This window comes from Streptomyces sp. AC558_RSS880 (assembly GCF_019049255.1).
Taxonomy (GTDB): domain Bacteria; phylum Actinomycetota; class Actinomycetes; order Streptomycetales; family Streptomycetaceae; genus Streptomyces.
In genome coordinates, this window is record NZ_JAGMUJ010000023.1 from 82,399 (window position 1) to 96,991 (window position 14,593).

Below are 14,593 nucleotides of genomic sequence, written 5' to 3' on the forward strand. Positions count from 1 at the left end.
GGAGGGCTTGCCGTGTGCGGGGACGCTGGGCCGGTCGGGCCCGGTTAATGTTGACGCCATGCGTCTCCACGTCGTCGACCACCCCCTGGTCGCCCACAAGCTCACCACGCTGCGCGACCAGCGCACCGACTCCGCGACCTTCCGCCGTCTCGCCGACGAGCTGGTCACCCTGCTCGCCTACGAGGCCACGCGCGACGTGCGCACCGAACAGGTCGACATCCAGACGCCGGTCGAGCGGACCACGGGTGTCAAGCTCTCCCACCCGCGCCCGCTGGTGGTGCCGATCCTGCGGGCCGGTCTCGGCATGCTGGACGGCATGGTCCGGCTGCTGCCGACCGCCGAGGTGGGTTTCCTCGGCATGATCCGCAACGAGGAGACGCTGCAGGCCTCGACGTACGCCACCCGGATGCCGGAGGACCTCTCCGGGCGCCAGGTCTACGTCCTGGACCCGATGCTCGCCACCGGCGGCACGCTGGTCGCGGCGATCCAGGAGCTGATCAGGCGCGGCGCGGACGACGTGACCGCCGTGGTGCTGCTGGCCGCGCCCGAGGGCGTCGAGGTCATGGAGCGCGAGCTGGCCGGCACCCCGGTGACGGTGGTGACGGCGTCGGTCGACGAGCGGCTCAACGAGCACGGCTACATCGTGCCGGGCCTCGGCGACGCGGGGGACCGGATGTACGGGGCGGCGGAGTAGGACCCGCGGCCCCGCGGCTCAAGGGCTCAGGGGCTCAGCGGTTCTTCTTCGTCTCAGCAGTTCTTCTTCGGGGCGGGCGCCGCCTTGGGCGCGGCCAGCGCGGTCAGGGCCCGGTCGGCGTCCGCCTTCTTCGTCAGGGACTCGAAGCCGTCGCCGATGATCAGGTCGACCTCGGTGCCCTTGCGGGCGGGGTCGGTGCGGCGTTCGGCGTCAGCGAGCTGGGTGCCGAGCACCGGCAGCGAGGTGTCGCCGGCGGCGGCGGGCCCGAGGAACACTCCGGTGCCCTTGACCTTCTTGTCGTACTCCTTGGTCGCGTTGCCGACCTCGCCGATCCTGAAGCCGCGCTTCTTCAGCTCGTCGGCGGTCTTCTGGGCGAGTCCGCCGCGGGTCGTGGCGTTGAGGACGTTGACCGTGATGGTCCCGGGCGCGGGCAGCGCCTTCGGCGCGGTCGTGCGGCTCGCCGTGTCGGCGCAGGCCGCCTTGGTGCCGCTCGCGGAAGCGGGGTCGCCGTCGCCGGTGAACACGTCGATGAGCTGGAGCGTGCCCCAGCCGCCCACTCCGAGCACGACCGCGGAGGCGACGGACAGGACGACGAGCCTGCCGCGCCGCCGGGGCCGGCGCATCCGCGGGTACTTGTCACCCGTGATCCGGTACTGGCCGCCCATGCCGGGTGGAGTGAGCATGCTCATGAGCGCAGCGTAGTGCGCCCGGACGACAATGCATACCGGATGATCATCCGACTGTGTGCAGTGCAACCCTAAAGGGTCAAGCCGGGTCCCGAAGGGGACGTCTGCCGGGTGTCAGTCCAGTTCGAGGACGCGGGCGTGCAGCACCTGGCGCTGCTGGAGCGCGGCCCGTACCGCGCGGTGCAGCCCGTCCTCCAGGTACAGATCGCCCCGCCACTTCACGACGTGCGCGAAGAGGTCGCCGTAGAAGGTCGAGTCCTCGGCGAGGAGGGTCTCGAGGTCGAGCTGCTGCTTGGTCGTCACGAGCTGATCGAGGCGGACCGGGCGCGGCGCGACGTCCGCCCACTGCCGGGTGCTTTCCCGGCCGTGGTCGGGGTACGGCCGGCCGTTTCCGATGCGCTTGAAGATCACACGGAAAGCCTACCGGTCAACGCGTTCCGGGCGCAGCCATGGCGACGCAGTGCGACACCGGAAAAGGCACCCGAATGCGGGGCGAAACGGAATGGTGGTCTGATGTGACGATCGGTGGATCGGGCCGTCGGCCGCCGCTTCCGAGGCGCCCACCCGTTCTCCCGTCCTCACCGGGGAGGCCTCCGTCCGCGTCCCGGCTCAGCTCGCGCGCCAGTACCCCAGCGCGTGCACCCGCTGCTTCGGCACGCCCAGTTCCCTGCGCGCGAACGCCGACAGCGCGCGGGTGGTCGCGGTGTCGCAGGCGATCCACACGTACGGGTCGGTCTCGTCCTTCAGCAGGTCCGGCAGCTGGGACCGCACCTCGGTGACGAGACGCGCGCCCGCGTCGCCGCGCGGCACGCGCCGTACGTCGTGCAGGCCCGGTTCGGCGCGCAGGGGCAGCCCGTCCGTGTCGCCCTCCAGCCAGATCGTCGCCGGAGTGGTGCCGAGCGAGTCGAGGAGGGAGTTGATCGCCGGCAGGGACGCCGGGTCGCCGACGGCGACGACGTGCGACGGCTCGGGGTCCGGCCGTTCGAAGCCCGTGCCCTGCACGGTCGCCTCGATGGTGTCGCCGGGCTTCGCCGCCCTGGCCCAGTCGCTGGCGCACCCCTCGTGCAGCGCGAACTCCAGGCCGAAGGTGCCGGCCGCCGGGTCCGGGTCGACCAGGGTGTACGCCCGCTGGTGCGGCTTGCCCGCGTTGGTGAACCACAGCCGCACCCACATCGTCGGGTGGACGCCCGTCGCCGCCAGCATCCCGCCGTCGGTGAGACGCAGCCGCCGGTAGTCGGCGGTGACGTCCTCCGCGCCGGTCACGGTGAACGTGAAGTCCTTCGCGCGGAACAGCTTGAGGACCGCGCCCTCCCAACCCCGCCCCTGTCCCATCGCGTCTTCACCCTTCGCGTACGATTCCGCCACGGTTTACTTAGGGGAGCCTAACCTAATGGGAAATGAGGGCGCAGTGGGCGGCGAGATCTTCCGGGACCCCTGGGGCATCCCCCATCTGCGCGCGGAGAGCGCGAACGGGCTCGCGTACGCCCAGGGCCGGGTCACCGCCCTCGACCGGGCCTGGCAGCTCGAGGTCGAACGGCACCGCGCGCAGGGCACCTCGGCCTCGTTCCTCGGCCCCGAGGCGCTCCCCTGGGACCGTTTCGCCCGCCGCGCCCGCCTGGCCGACACGGCCCGCCGCTGCTGGACCGAACTGCAGCGGACGGACCCGGAGACGGCGGAGTGGGTACGGGCGTACGTGTCCGGCGTGAACGACGGCCTGGCAGCCGCCGGGGGCTCGGGTTCCGACCTGTCCGCCGGCGGCGGGGGCCCGGTGTCCGGGACCGGATCCGCCGCGCCCGCCGGGGACGCGGAGGACGCGGGTTCCGGTCCGCCGGCCGCCGGCTCCGGACCTCGGGCCGACGCGTCGGCCGGCAGCACCGCCGTGAGCGCGGCCGGCTCGTCGGACCGCCCCGACGGGACCCCGGCCGGGCAGGCCGACGGCGGGGACGCGGTGTCCGGGGCCGCTCCCGAGTTCACCCGCGCGGGCCTGCGCCCCGGTCGCTGGGAGCCCTGGACCCCGCTCGCGGTCTGGCTCTCCACCCACATCCTGTTCGCCGGCTTCCCCGCCAAGCTCTGGCGCACGCACATCACCGCCCACCTCGGCGCGGACGCCGTCGGCCTGTTCGCCTCCGACGGTCCCGGCACCGCCGGCAGCAACGGCTGGCTGGTCACCGGGGACCGCACGGTCACCGGGCACGCGGTCATCGCCGGGGACCCGCACCGCTTCATCGAGGACCCCGGCGTCTACCAGCAGATCCGCCTGTCCTGCCCGGAGTTCGACGTCGTCGGCCTCGCCGTGCCCGGCGTCCCCGGCATCGCCCACTTCGGCCACACCGGCACGGTCGCCTGGGCCATCACCAACGCCATGGCCGACTACCAGGACCTCTACCGCGAGCGGCTGCGGCGCACCGGCGCCGGCGTGGAGGCGCTCGGCCCGGACGGGACGTGGCACCGTGCCGTCCGGCACACCGAGACCGTCGAGGTGGCGGGCGAGGAGCCGGTCGAGGTCGAGATCGTCGAGACCGACCGCGGCCCCGTCGTCATCGGCGGCCCCGAGGGCCTCGACGACGGCGTGCCCGAGCCCGGCGAACCCCCGCTCGCCGTGGCCCTGCGCTACCCGCCCCGCGTCACCGGCGACCTCGGCTTCGGCGCCCTGCTGCCGCTGCTGCGGGCCCGCCGGGCCGCCGACGTGGACCGGGCCGTCGACCGGTGGGCCGAACCGGTCAACGTGGTCATGGCCGCCGACACCGAGGGCGGCACCCTGCACCGGGTGGCCGGCCGGGTCCCGGTCCGCTCCGAGGCCAACCGGACCCGCCTGGTGCCGGCGTGGGAGCCCGGCCACGAGTGGCGGGGCTGGCACGAGTCACCGCGCGCCGGACTGACCGACGGCGTCGCCGTGATGGCGAACCAGCGCGGCCCGGCGACCCCGCTGGGCGTCGAGTTCGCCCCGCCGCACCGCGCCGACCGCATCACCGCGCTGCTGGGCCGGCAGACCCGCTGGTCCGCCGCCGACATGTCCGCCATCCACATGGACACCCACCTCGCCTCCGCCGCCCCCCTGCTGGAGCTCCTCGCCGCCCTCGACGGCCCCGCGGAGAGCGGTCCCGCCGCCCTGAGCGCCCCCGCCGCCGCCCTGCGCGACCGCCTCCTGCGATGGGACCGCCGGATGGACGCGGACAGCGCCGACGCGGCCGTCTTCGCGGCGGTGCGGAGCGCGGTCGTACGCCGGCTCGCCGCGCAGCCCGCCTTCGCCACGGCGGCCGCACCACCCCCGTACCCCGAGGTCTTCCGCCCCTGGCTCGCCCTCGTCCCGCGCATCGGCCACGCCCTCGAACACCTCCTCTCCGCCGAGGAACTGTTCGGCATCGACCGCCCGGCGGTGGTCCGCGCGGCCCTGGAGGAGGTGGCCGCCAGCCCGCCCGCCGGCACCTGGGGCGACACCCACCGGCTGGCCCCCTGGCGGGCGCTGCCGCCGACGACGCCGTACGACGAGCCCGGTCTCTCCGGCGACCACGACTGCGTGCTGTGCACCTCCCCGGTGCCCGGCCTCACCGACCTCGCGGCGCGCGGCCCGGCCGCCCGCTACGTCTGGGACCTGGCCGACCGGGAGAACAGCCGCTGGGTGGTGCCGCTGGGCGCGTCCGGCGTCCCCGGCTCACCCCACCACCGCGACCAGCAGCCCCTGTGGCTCGCCGGAGACCTGGCCCCGGTCCTCACCGACTGGGCACAGCTGAAGAAGGAGACCGATGTCTGACCCGTACGCCTCCCGCACGGCCGTCCACGAGCAGGAGGTCGACGGCTTCGGCACCGTACGCGTCCTGCCGCTGGACCCGGCCGCCGACGCGCCCCTCCTGCACCGCTGGGTGAGCGAGGAACGCGCCGTCTTCTGGGGCATGAACGGCCTCACCGTCCAGCGGGTCGCCGAGATCTACGCCCACATGGACACCCTCGACACCCACCACGCGTACCTCGTCCTCAAGGACGGCGAACCCGCCGCGCTGTTCCAGACGTACGACCCGGAGGCCGACCGCGTCGGCGAGTGCTACCCCGTCGAACCCGGCGACATCGGCGTCCACCTGCTGCTCGCCCCCACCGGCACCGGGAGCCCGCGCCCCGGCTGGACCGCCGCCCTGGTGGGCGTCCTCACCGCGTACGCCCTGCTCGGCCTCGACCGGAAGCGCCTGGTGGTCGACCCGGACGTGGCCAACGAGAAGGCCGTCGCCCGCTTCCTCAAGCAGGGCTTCACCGCCGGCCCCGCGGTCGTCCTGCCGGAGATCGACCTCCCGGACGTGTACCTGCCCGAGAAGAAGGCACAACTCGCCTTCCTCACCCGCGAGGTAGCCTTCGGCGGGTGACCCCCGACGACCTCGTCGCCCACTACGGACTGGAGCCGATCCCCCGCGAGGGCGGCCGGTTCCGGCAGACCTGGGCCGGTCCCGCACGCCCCGACGGCCGCCCCGAGGGCACCGCCGTCGTCGCCCTGCTCACCGACGCCCCCGGCGACTTCTCCGCGATGCACCGCCTCCCCACCGACGAGATCTGGCACTTCCACCTCGGCGACCCCCTCGACCTGCTCCTCCTCGCCCCCGACGGCACCGCCCGCACCCCCGTGCTCGGCCCGGACGTCCTCGGCGGCCAACACGTCCAGCTCACCGTCCCGGCCGGCACCTGGATGGGCGCGCGGGTGGCGGCCGGTGGCGCCTGGACGCTGTTCGGCTGCACGATGGCACCCGGCTTCACCTACGAGGGCTACGAGCACGGCGACGCGGCGGAACTGACGGCGCGTCACCCCGAGTGGGCGGCGCTCATCATGGAACTCTGCCGTCCATGAGCGAGCGGGGTCTGCTGCACGGCCAGGTCGCCCTGGTCACGGGCGCGGGCGGCGGCATCGGCCGGGGCATCGCACGGCGGTTCGCCGAGGAGGGCGCGGCCGTCGCGCTGCACTGCCGCACCTCGACGGAGTCCGCGCGGGAGACCGCCGACCGCATCCGCGCGTCGGGCGGCGCGGCCGTCGTCCTCCGCGCGGACCTCACCGACGAGGACGCCTGCCGCCGCGTGGTGGCCGAGGCGGCCGACCGGTTCGGCGGCCGGCTGACCGCGCTCGTCAACAACGCCGGCGTCCAGCCGGTCCGGGAACTCGCCGGAATGACGGTGGCCGAGTGGCGGACGGTCGTGGACACCGACCTCACCACCGTCTTCGCCTGCACCCAGGCGGCGGCGGAGCTCATGCGGGACCAGGACGGCGGCGGCACCGTCACCCACGTCGCCTCGGTCGAGGCCCGCAGCCCGGCGCCCGGCCACGCCCACTACGGCGCCGCCAAGGCGGCGGTGGTGACGCACGCCCGTTCGGCGGCCCAGGAGTACGGGCCGTGGGGCGTACGCGTCAACACCGTCTCGCCCGGCCTGATCGACCGGGAGGGCCTGGCCGACGCCTGGCCGGAGGGCGTACGCCGCTGGCGGCAGGCGTCCGCCGTGGGCCGGCTCGGCCGCCCGGAGGACATCGGCGACGCCTGCGTGTTCCTCGCCTCCCGGCTCGCGTCCTGGGTGACGGGCCACGACCTGGTGGTGGACGGAGGGGTCTCGGCCCGGCCGACCTGGTGAGCACACCGGGCCCGCCATCCGTACGTAACCCGTAGCCGGAACGGCCGGGAGGCGGGTACGACGTGGAGCGACGGCGGAACGGGGCGGCGGGCGAGGACGGACGGGGCGGAACCCCGGGCAGCCGCGGACCCCGGCGACTTCGAGGGCTGGTGCTGCTGGGCACCGTGCTGGTCCTGCTCCTCCTCGGCAGCGCGGCCCCGGCGAGCGCCCACGCCGCCCTCCGCGGCAGCGACCCCGGGGACGGAAGCGTCGTCAAGTCCGCGCCCCGCCACCTCACCCTGACCTTCACGGAGTCCGTCGGCCTGCTCGAGGACTCCTTCCGCGTCTACGGCCCCGACAACCGCCGGGTCCCCCTCGGCGAGCCGCAGCACGCGGACGGCGCCCCCGACACCGCCCGCGCGGACCTGCCCGGCGGCCTGGCCGACGGCACGTACACGGTGGCCTGGCGGGTCGTCTCCGCCGACAGCCACCCGGTCTCCGGCGCCTTCACCTTCTCCGTCGGCGAGCCCTCGCCCACCGCACCGGCGGCACCCGCGGCGTCCGCCGAGCACCCGGTCACCAAGAGCCTCTACGACACCGGCCGCCACCTCGCCTACATCGCCGCCGCGCTGCTCATCGGCACGGCGGCGTTCGCGGCACTGTGCCGGCCACCGGACCCGGCCCCGCTGCGGCTGCCGCTGCTCACCGGCTGGTGGACCCTGCTGACGGCCACGGCCGTCCTGCTCGTCCTGCGCGCCCCGTACGAGAACGGCACCTCACCGGCGACCGCCCTCGACCCCGCGGCGTTCACCGACACCCTCACCGGCCGCCCGGGCCTCGCCCTGCTGGCCCGCCTCGCCCTGCTGTCGGCGGCGGCGCTCCTCCTGCCGCTCGTCCGGCGCCGCTCCCCCCGGACCCGCCTGGCGGCCGGCGCGGCACTCTCCCTCGCCCTGGCACTGACCTGGGCGGCGGCCGAACACGCCTCCGCCGGCATCCAGGTCCCGCAGGCCATGACGTCGTCCGTGCTCCACCTGCTGGCGGCGGCGTGCTGGCTCGGCGGCCTGACGGCCCTGCTCCTCACCCTCCACCGGGCGAAGACCCCGCCGCCCGCCACCGTGGTCACGCGCTTCTCCCGCCTGGCCCTCGCCTCGGTGACCGTCCTCGTCGTCACCGGCGTCTACCAGTCCTGGCGCGGCCTCGGCTCCTGGTCCGCCCTCACGGAGACGTCGTACGGCCGGACCCTGACGGTCAAGCTCGCCGCGACGGTCTTCCTGCTGCTGGCGGCGGCACTGTCCCGCCGCTGGACGGCTCTCCTGGCGCGACCGGCGAGGACTCCGGCGGCGGTCGAGGAACGCGTACCGGAACTGGTGGGGGCGTCCGGAATCCCTCCGGAGCCGGAGCCGGAGTTGAGGCCGGGGCCGGAGTTGAGGCCGGTGACCCCACCGACGGACGGACCGGACGGACCGGACGGACCGGAGGACCGCCTCCGCCGAGCCCTGCGCCGCTCCGTACTGGCCGAGGTCGTCGTGGCCGTGGTCGTCCTGCTGGTCACCACGGTGCTGACCGGCACCCTCCCCGCCCGTGCGGAGGCGGAGGCGGCCAAGGCGCCCGAGCCGCAGGTGGCCGGCCTCCCCGGGGCGGAGGCGTTCACGATCCCCTACGACGTGGGCACCCCCGGCGGACGGGGCACGGTGCAGCTCACGATGGACCCGGGCCGGGTGGGCGAGAACGGCCTCCAGGCGGTGGTCTTCGGCCCCCAGGGCGCCCTGACCTTCGTCCCCGAACTCCGCCTCTCCTTCACCCTCGCGGCGAAGAACATCGGCCCCATCGACGCGAAGCTGACCGACCGGGGCGGCTACTGGGCCACCAACGACCTCAACCTCCCCCTCGAAGGCACCTGGACGATGAAACTGACGATCCGGGTCTCCGAGGTGGACCAGGTGAGCGGGACCCGCCAGGTGGAGATCACCCGCTGAACACGCGGCAGGCCGTCAACGATGCGCGACACGTAAGGATTTCGTCATCCGCCACGCTGTTCCGGACGGCCGGTCCGCCCCGTTGGATGGGAGCCGAGACAGGTGATTCCCAGGAAGGTGGGCGACATGGGGCGGGTGCGGAGCGCACTGCTCGGACCGTGGGCGGCCGGAGTGCTGGTGGTGGCGGTCGCCGGGGCCGGCTTCGGGCTGTACTGGTTCCAGCCGTGGAAGCTGTGGCAGGACGAGACGGTGCGGGAGGCGCTGCCCGAGGTCACGGCGGTCGCCTCGACACCGCCTGCCGAGGCGCCGTCCGGGGCGACGGCCACCCCGCCTCCGGCCGGACCGACGACCCTGGCGAGCGGCGAGCTGATCAGCCACGAGCACGCGACGTCCGGCACGGTGAAGTTCGTGCGGCTGGCCGACGGCAGTCATGTGGTGCGCCTGGAAGGGCTCGACACCAGCAACGGCCCCGACCTGCGCGTGTGGCTGACCGACGCACCGGTGAAGGAGGGACGCGCCGGCTGGCACGTCTTCGACGACGGCCGGTACGTCAGCCTCGGCAAGCTCAAGGGCAACAAGGGCAGCCAGAACTACACCGTCCCCGAGGACGTCGACCCGTCCCGCTACACCAGCGTCAGCATCTGGTGCGACCGCTTCGACGTCTCCTTCGGCGCGGCGGAACTCGCCCGCGTCTGAGGACGTCACGGCGACGCGTCACGCCGTCCCGCAGCGACCGCGGAGGATCTCCACACCGTCGCCCTCGAGATCGTCGCAGTACGCCGCACGCCCGGTCATGGCCATGATCAGGGCCGTGGTGCTGCCGGACACGAGGGGCCCGGAACCGGCCGTGAACGGTCCGTCGTCCGCCACGAGTCCCAGGCCGCCGATGCGTCCCTTGGCGACGACCACGAGGTCCGAGCCCCGGTAGTACTCGGCCGTCCGGGTGACGACGTCGATCGGATGGTCACGACGGATGCCCAGCGGGCGCCGGATGTCCTCTCCGTGCACGATCGTCTCGCCCAGCAGGGCGATGGCGGGCAGGGGAGGCTTGGTCGTGCTCGGGACGACACGCCGGAAACGCTCGAGGGTCTCGCCCGGGGTCGCGCCGAGCTGCTCGGCCAGCCGCACGGCCACCTGCCGGTCGAAGTCGAACCGGCAGCGGATCACCCCCGCCAGCCAGCGCACGGCGTTGAGACTGGCGCCCGCGGTCAGGTGCGCCAGCACCTCCCGCACCGTCAGACCGGCGCAGAGCGAGGGAGTCTCCCACTGCTCGTCCGTCAGATCCGCGAGATCGGCCGCCAGCGCCGCCCGCTCGGCGTGGATCAAGGGCCAGAGCCCGGTATCGCGATGGCGGTCTGCTGTCAGTGCCGGATCAGTCATTCGGGCTGGACTCCTGTCAGGGGCCGTGGTCTGCGGTGCCCCCGGCCCGAACAACGGGCGTCCGGCGAGGGCGGTCCTGAAGGAGACTCCCGCTCCGGAGCGAAGTCATCGCCGGTGAGCGATCTTTCACCGCAGGGCTGCGGTCCGTCGGTATGCGACAGGTTGCCGGTGGTCGCGGGCGGCGAGCACGGCTTCGCGGGCGAGGGCGGCGACGGCACACCGAGGGCTGAGGAGGTGGGGTTCGAACTCCCAGCGGTTCAGTTCCCGCTCATGCCCTGCACCAAGCGCTGAGCAGTTCCTCGGGGCCGTACACCGCCTGAAGACCGGAACAAGTGACCCCGCTGCGGGAGACCGCCACGAGCGGTACCGGCTCATCGGTGATCGCTGCCCGGTGCTTCTGCAGCGCTGCCAGGTCGTGCCTGTCGAACGCGGAGTTCTCCAGCCACTTGACCGAACCGAGGAAGAGCAACTCCTTGGCCACCGGCTGACGGTCGGCGCCCACCAGGTCGATCTCGACGTCGTTGCTGCGGGTCCAATACCCGCCGATCGCCGGGGCGGCGGGCAGGGGCCCCTCCGGCAGGAGGCGGGCGAGGGATTCCCGGACCAGGGGCTCGATCGCGCGGCCCCGCCAGCTCGTCCACCGTTCCTTGATCCGGCTCAGCGTGAGATCTCCCCGCATCCGCTCGATCTCCGCCATGTGCGGATCCAGAAAGGCCAGCCAGAATCGCAGGTAGGGGTCGGCCACCCGGTAGCGGCGTTCCTTCGACGGCCGCAGTGAGAGTGGCAGTTCGGCCGTCACCACCCGTTTCTCGGTCAGGACGTCCGCGGCCCGGGTGAGCGTGGTGTGGGCGATGCCGCCGGCGGCGCGCGCGATGTTGGTGAAGGTTCGCTCCCCGCTTCCGATGGCGCGCAGGACCTCCCTGCTCATCGCCTGCGGCGGAAACTCAGCGGCGAGGGAGCGTTCGGCGGAGACCAGCAGTGCCGAGATCGGATTGTCCAGCGAGTCGCGGAGGAACTCCCAGACGTCCGCTCCGGCCCGCCACTCGGCGCAGATCAGGGGGAGACCACCCGTGACCAGTGCGGCGTCGAACGTGGCTGCCGGGGACAGACCGAGCATCTCGCCGATGTCGGCCGGGTTCAGGGGCCCCACGACCATTTCCCGGCCGCGCTGGTGAAAGGGGCGGTCGTAACTGTTCAGCGCCTCCATCATCGACAGGTCGGACCCGACCAGGAGGAGAAGCACCGGCTTGCGGCTGAGGAGGCGGTCCCAGGCCCGTTGGAGCATGCCTTCGAAGGCGTCGATGCGGTCCATGAGATACGGAACCTCGTCGATGACGATCACGCTCGGACTGTCATCGGGAAGGATCTCCGCGAGCAGCCTGAACGCCGCGTTCCACTGATCGGGGGTTTCCTGCGAGAACAGTTCCCGCTCCGGCAGAGTGGACCTGTGCACGGCGTCGAGCAGCTCCGCCAGCTCGTCCTCTGCCGGGCCGCCCGCCGCGGTGAAGAAGAGGTTCGGCGCCTCGGTGCGGCGCAGGAACTCCTCGACGAGGCTGGACTTGCCCACCCTCCGCCTGCCCCGCATGAGGATGCACCGACCGGGCTTCAACAACCCCACGGCATCGCGGACCTCTTGAAAGGCGCGGCGGAGCACCTGCAGTTCTTGGTTCCGCCCGATGAAACGACGCATGAGGAGACTCCCACTAGGGATAGTATCGGTACCGATACTATCCCTAGTGTAACCATCTATGTGGCGGCATCCGGCTGCGCCTCGTCGCTGTGCAGCCGGCACCCCGCCGGGATGGCGGAACCGCTGGCGCACACCGTGCTTCGCGTGGGGCGGCACGGAGGCGCCGGACCACGCTGGACAACGTCGAAGGGCCCCACCGCAAGCGGTGGGGCCCTTCGACAACGTGCCCGGTGAGGCACTGGCGGAGGATACGAGATTCGAACTCGTGAGGGGTTGCCCCCAACACGCTTTCCAAGCGTGCGCCCTAGGCCTCTAGGCGAATCCTCCGGTGGGAACATTACATGACCGAGAGGAGTGCTCGCGAACTCGTTCCTCGCCCGCGACATGGGGTAGCCTCTGCCGTAGCCCCTCACGCGGCGCTATCTGACTGAACTCCCCCAGGGCCGGAAGGCAGCAAGGGTAGGTCGGCTCTGGCGGGTGCGTGGGGGGCGCTTGCGTTTCCGGCGCCGGGGCCGGTTGTCGGTGGGCGCCTATAACCTCGTATGCGTGTCGTCTCTCGCGCTCTACCGCCGTTACCGCCCGGAGTCCTTCGCCGAGGTCATCGGGCAGGAGCATGTCACTGACCCGTTGCAGCAGGCGCTGCGGAACAACCGGGTCAATCACGCGTACCTGTTCAGCGGTCCGCGTGGCTGCGGCAAGACGACCAGCGCGCGGATCCTGGCGCGGTGCCTGAACTGCGAGCAGGGTCCGACCCCGACGCCGTGCGGGGAGTGCCAGTCCTGCCGGGACCTCGCGCGCAACGGACCCGGTTCGATCGACGTCATCGAGATCGACGCCGCTTCCCACGGTGGCGTGGACGACGCCCGTGACCTGCGTGAGAAGGCGTTCTTCGGGCCCGCGGGCAGCCGGTACAAGATCTACATCATCGACGAGGCCCACATGGTCACGTCGGCCGGTTTCAACGCGCTGCTCAAGGTCGTCGAGGAGCCCCCGGAGCATCTGAAGTTCATCTTCGCGACCACCGAGCCCGAGAAGGTCATCGGGACCATCCGGTCGCGTACGCACCACTACCCGTTCCGGCTGGTGCCGCCCGGCACGCTGCGGGACTACCTCGGCGAGGTGTGCGGCAAGGAGGACATCCCCGTCGAGGAGGGCGTGCTGCCGCTCGTCGTGCGGGCCGGTGCCGGGTCCGTGCGTGACTCGATGTCCGTCATGGACCAGCTCCTCGCCGGTGCGGGTGCGGACGGTGTGACGTACGCCATGGCCACCTCCCTGCTGGGGTACACGGACGGCTCGCTGCTTGACTCCGTCGTCGAGGCCTTCGCGACCGGTGACGGCGCCGCCGCCTTCGAGGTCGTCGACCGGGTGATCGAGGGGGGTAATGATCCGCGGCGGTTTGTCGCGGACCTGCTGGAGCGGCTGCGGGACCTCGTCATCCTCGCCGCCGTTCCCGATGCCGCCGAGAAGGGGCTCATCGACGCCCCCGCCGACGTGATCGAGCGGATGCAGGCACAGGCCGGCACCTTCGGGGCCGCCGAGCTGAGCCGCGCCGCCGACCTCGTCAACGAGGGGCTCACCGAGATGCGCGGCGCCAACTCGCCGCGCCTCCAGCTCGAGCTGATCTGCGCGCGCGTGCTGCTGCCCGCCGCCTATGGCGACGAGCGCTCGGTCATGGCCCGGCTGGACCGGATCGAGCGCGGTGTGAACTTCTCCGCGGGCGGCGCCGGCGCCGGTGTGCCCCCCATGGGGTACGTACCCGGGCCGGAGGTCCACGGAGGAGCGCCGGCAGGCCAGGCGGCTCAGGCGCCGGTCGCGCCGGGTGGGGGTCCCGCGGCCGCCCGGGCGGCGGTACGGGGGCCCGGTCCGGCACCTGCTCCGGCACCGTCCGCTCCCGCTCCCACTCCCGCTCCCGCGCCTGTTCCTCCCGCCCCGCAGGCTCAGCCTCCGGCGGCCGCCCCGGCCGCGGCCCCTGCGGCCCCCGGCGCCTGGCCCACCGCCGCCTCCGCCGGCAGCGGTGGCCGTCGGCCCGGCGGCTGGCCCACGGCTGCGGCTGCGGGCGGGGGACAGCCCCCGGCCGCACCCGGCGCACCCGCGCCGGTGTCCGCGCCCGCACCCGCCCCCCAGCCGGCCCCCGCGCCCTCGGGTGGCGGCGGCGGTCTCGACCCCCGCATGCTCTGGCCGAACATCCTGGAGACGGTCAAGAACCGTCGTCGCTTCACCTGGATCCTGCTCAGCCAGAACGCCCAGGTGACCGGTTTCGACGGCACGACGCTCCAGATCGGCTTCGTGAACGCCGGCGCGCGGGACAACTTCCTCAGCAGCGGCAGCGAGGACGTACTGCGCCAGGCGCTGGCCGAGCAGTTCAACGTGCAGTGGAAGATCGAGGCGATCGTCGACGCGTCCGGTGGCGGGGGCATGGCGGCACCTGCCCCGGCCGCACCGCCCGGCGGCCGTAACGACGGTGGGTACGGCAGCGGGTACGGCGGTGGCGGCACCGGTGCCGGAAGCGGCCAGCGCCCGCCCGCCCCCCAGACGAGCGCCCCGCCCGCGCCGCCGGCGAGCACTGCCCCGGCAGCGCCCGCGCCCACCC

General features: G+C 73.4%; 13 protein-coding genes, 1 tRNA gene and 1 other RNA gene. 9 read left to right on the forward strand and 6 right to left on the reverse strand.

Annotated features, from left to right (window positions below):
• The first annotated feature begins 58 nt into the window (after nucleotides 1–58).
• Complete coding sequence (gene upp, locus KUM38_RS09275) at nucleotides 59–694, forward strand: uracil phosphoribosyltransferase (RefSeq protein ID WP_217128816.1); 636 nt, start codon at nucleotides 59–61, stop codon at nucleotides 692–694.
• Between the two features lie 53 nt (nucleotides 695–747).
• On the opposite strand, the gene KUM38_RS09280 is transcribed toward upp, so the two are convergent.
• The 3 genes from KUM38_RS09280 to KUM38_RS09290 all read right to left on the reverse strand — a co-directional run bounded on the left by KUM38_RS09280 (nucleotide 748) and on the right by KUM38_RS09290 (nucleotide 2,712).
• A complete protein-coding gene (locus KUM38_RS09280; protein ID WP_217128831.1) occupies nucleotides 748–1,359 on the reverse strand; it encodes a LytR C-terminal domain-containing protein in 612 nt (203 codons plus the stop codon).
• A 135-nt stretch (nucleotides 1,360–1,494) separates the two neighbouring features.
• Nucleotides 1,495–1,791: a type II toxin-antitoxin system VapB family antitoxin gene (locus KUM38_RS09285; protein ID WP_004929488.1), complete on the reverse strand. Its 297-nt coding sequence runs from the start codon at nucleotides 1,789–1,791 to the stop codon at nucleotides 1,495–1,497.
• 198 nt (nucleotides 1,792–1,989) lie between these two features.
• Nucleotides 1,990–2,712, reverse strand: a complete 723-nt coding sequence (locus KUM38_RS09290) for a siderophore-interacting protein (RefSeq protein WP_217128817.1) — start codon at nucleotides 2,710–2,712, stop codon at nucleotides 1,990–1,992.
• Between the two features lie 109 nt (nucleotides 2,713–2,821).
• Between KUM38_RS09290 and KUM38_RS09295 the strand changes: the two genes are divergently transcribed.
• The 6 genes from KUM38_RS09295 to KUM38_RS09320 all read left to right on the forward strand — a co-directional run bounded on the left by KUM38_RS09295 (nucleotide 2,822) and on the right by KUM38_RS09320 (nucleotide 9,629).
• Nucleotides 2,822–5,131, forward strand: coding sequence for a penicillin acylase family protein (locus tag KUM38_RS09295; RefSeq protein ID WP_374227048.1), 2,310 nt, complete (start codon nucleotides 2,822–2,824; stop codon nucleotides 5,129–5,131).
• On the forward strand, nucleotides 5,124–5,732 hold the full coding sequence (locus tag KUM38_RS09300; protein WP_217128819.1) for a GNAT family N-acetyltransferase: 609 nt from the start codon (nucleotides 5,124–5,126) through the stop codon (nucleotides 5,730–5,732). The genes KUM38_RS09295 and KUM38_RS09300 overlap by 8 nt, the downstream gene beginning before the upstream one ends.
• Nucleotides 5,729–6,208: a cupin domain-containing protein gene (locus KUM38_RS09305; RefSeq protein WP_217128820.1), complete on the forward strand. Its 480-nt coding sequence runs from the start codon at nucleotides 5,729–5,731 to the stop codon at nucleotides 6,206–6,208. The genes KUM38_RS09300 and KUM38_RS09305 overlap by 4 nt, the downstream gene beginning before the upstream one ends.
• Nucleotides 6,205–6,978 carry an SDR family NAD(P)-dependent oxidoreductase gene (locus KUM38_RS09310; RefSeq protein ID WP_217128821.1) on the forward strand — a complete coding sequence of 258 codons (774 nt, stop codon included), beginning with the start codon at nucleotides 6,205–6,207 and terminating at the stop codon, nucleotides 6,976–6,978. The genes KUM38_RS09305 and KUM38_RS09310 overlap by 4 nt, the downstream gene beginning before the upstream one ends.
• A 149-nt stretch (nucleotides 6,979–7,127) precedes the next feature.
• Nucleotides 7,128–8,933, forward strand: coding sequence for a copper resistance protein CopC (locus KUM38_RS09315; RefSeq protein ID WP_217128832.1), 1,806 nt, complete (start codon nucleotides 7,128–7,130; stop codon nucleotides 8,931–8,933).
• A gap of 126 nt (nucleotides 8,934–9,059) precedes the next feature.
• The gene (locus KUM38_RS09320) at nucleotides 9,060–9,629 is read left to right on the forward strand and encodes a DM13 domain-containing protein (RefSeq protein WP_217128833.1); all 570 of its coding nucleotides are present in this window, start codon (nucleotides 9,060–9,062) and stop codon (nucleotides 9,627–9,629) included.
• An 18-nt stretch (nucleotides 9,630–9,647) separates the two neighbouring features.
• Here the strand turns inward: KUM38_RS09320 and KUM38_RS09325 are convergent, their stop codons facing one another.
• The 3 genes from KUM38_RS09325 to KUM38_RS09335 all read right to left on the reverse strand — a co-directional run bounded on the left by KUM38_RS09325 (nucleotide 9,648) and on the right by KUM38_RS09335 (nucleotide 12,330).
• Entirely contained in the window at nucleotides 9,648–10,313 is a 666-nt protein-coding gene (locus KUM38_RS09325) for a maleylpyruvate isomerase family mycothiol-dependent enzyme (protein ID WP_217128822.1), read from the reverse strand.
• Nucleotides 10,314–10,581: 268 nt separating this feature from the next.
• Nucleotides 10,582–12,003 (reverse strand): DUF234 domain-containing protein, encoded by a 1,422-nt coding sequence (locus KUM38_RS09330; protein ID WP_217128823.1) that lies wholly within the window; start codon nucleotides 12,001–12,003, stop codon nucleotides 10,582–10,584.
• A gap of 239 nt (nucleotides 12,004–12,242) precedes the next feature.
• Nucleotides 12,243–12,330: transfer RNA gene (locus KUM38_RS09335), tRNA-Ser, on the reverse strand.
• A 73-nt stretch (nucleotides 12,331–12,403) separates the two neighbouring features.
• Here KUM38_RS09335 and ffs point away from each other — a divergent pair.
• An RNA gene (ffs, locus tag KUM38_RS09340) (signal recognition particle sRNA small type) lies at nucleotides 12,404–12,502 on the forward strand.
• Nucleotides 12,503–12,549: 47 nt separating this feature from the next.
• Nucleotides 12,550–14,593, forward strand: a 2,044-nt coding sequence (locus KUM38_RS09345; protein ID WP_217128824.1) for a DNA polymerase III subunit gamma and tau, incomplete at its 3' end; no start/stop codon positions are given.

Coding starts and splice junctions, on each gene's coding strand:
- upp (WP_217128816.1), top strand. CDS start 59: ATGCGTCTCCACGTCGTCGACCACCCCCTGGTCGCCCACAAGCTCACC.
- KUM38_RS09280 (WP_217128831.1), bottom strand. CDS start 1,359: ATGGGCGGCCAGTACCGGATCACGGGTGACAAGTACCCGCGGATGCGC.
- KUM38_RS09290 (WP_217128817.1), bottom strand. CDS start 2,712: ATGGGACAGGGGCGGGGTTGGGAGGGCGCGGTCCTCAAGCTGTTCCGC.
- KUM38_RS09300 (WP_217128819.1), top strand. CDS start 5,124: ATGTCTGACCCGTACGCCTCCCGCACGGCCGTCCACGAGCAGGAGGTC.
- KUM38_RS09310 (WP_217128821.1), top strand. CDS start 6,205: ATGAGCGAGCGGGGTCTGCTGCACGGCCAGGTCGCCCTGGTCACGGGC.
- KUM38_RS09320 (WP_217128833.1), top strand. CDS start 9,060: ATGGGGCGGGTGCGGAGCGCACTGCTCGGACCGTGGGCGGCCGGAGTG.
- KUM38_RS09325 (WP_217128822.1), bottom strand. CDS start 10,313: ATGACTGATCCGGCACTGACAGCAGACCGCCATCGCGATACCGGGCTC.
- KUM38_RS09330 (WP_217128823.1), bottom strand. CDS start 12,003: ATGCGTCGTTTCATCGGGCGGAACCAAGAACTGCAGGTGCTCCGCCGC.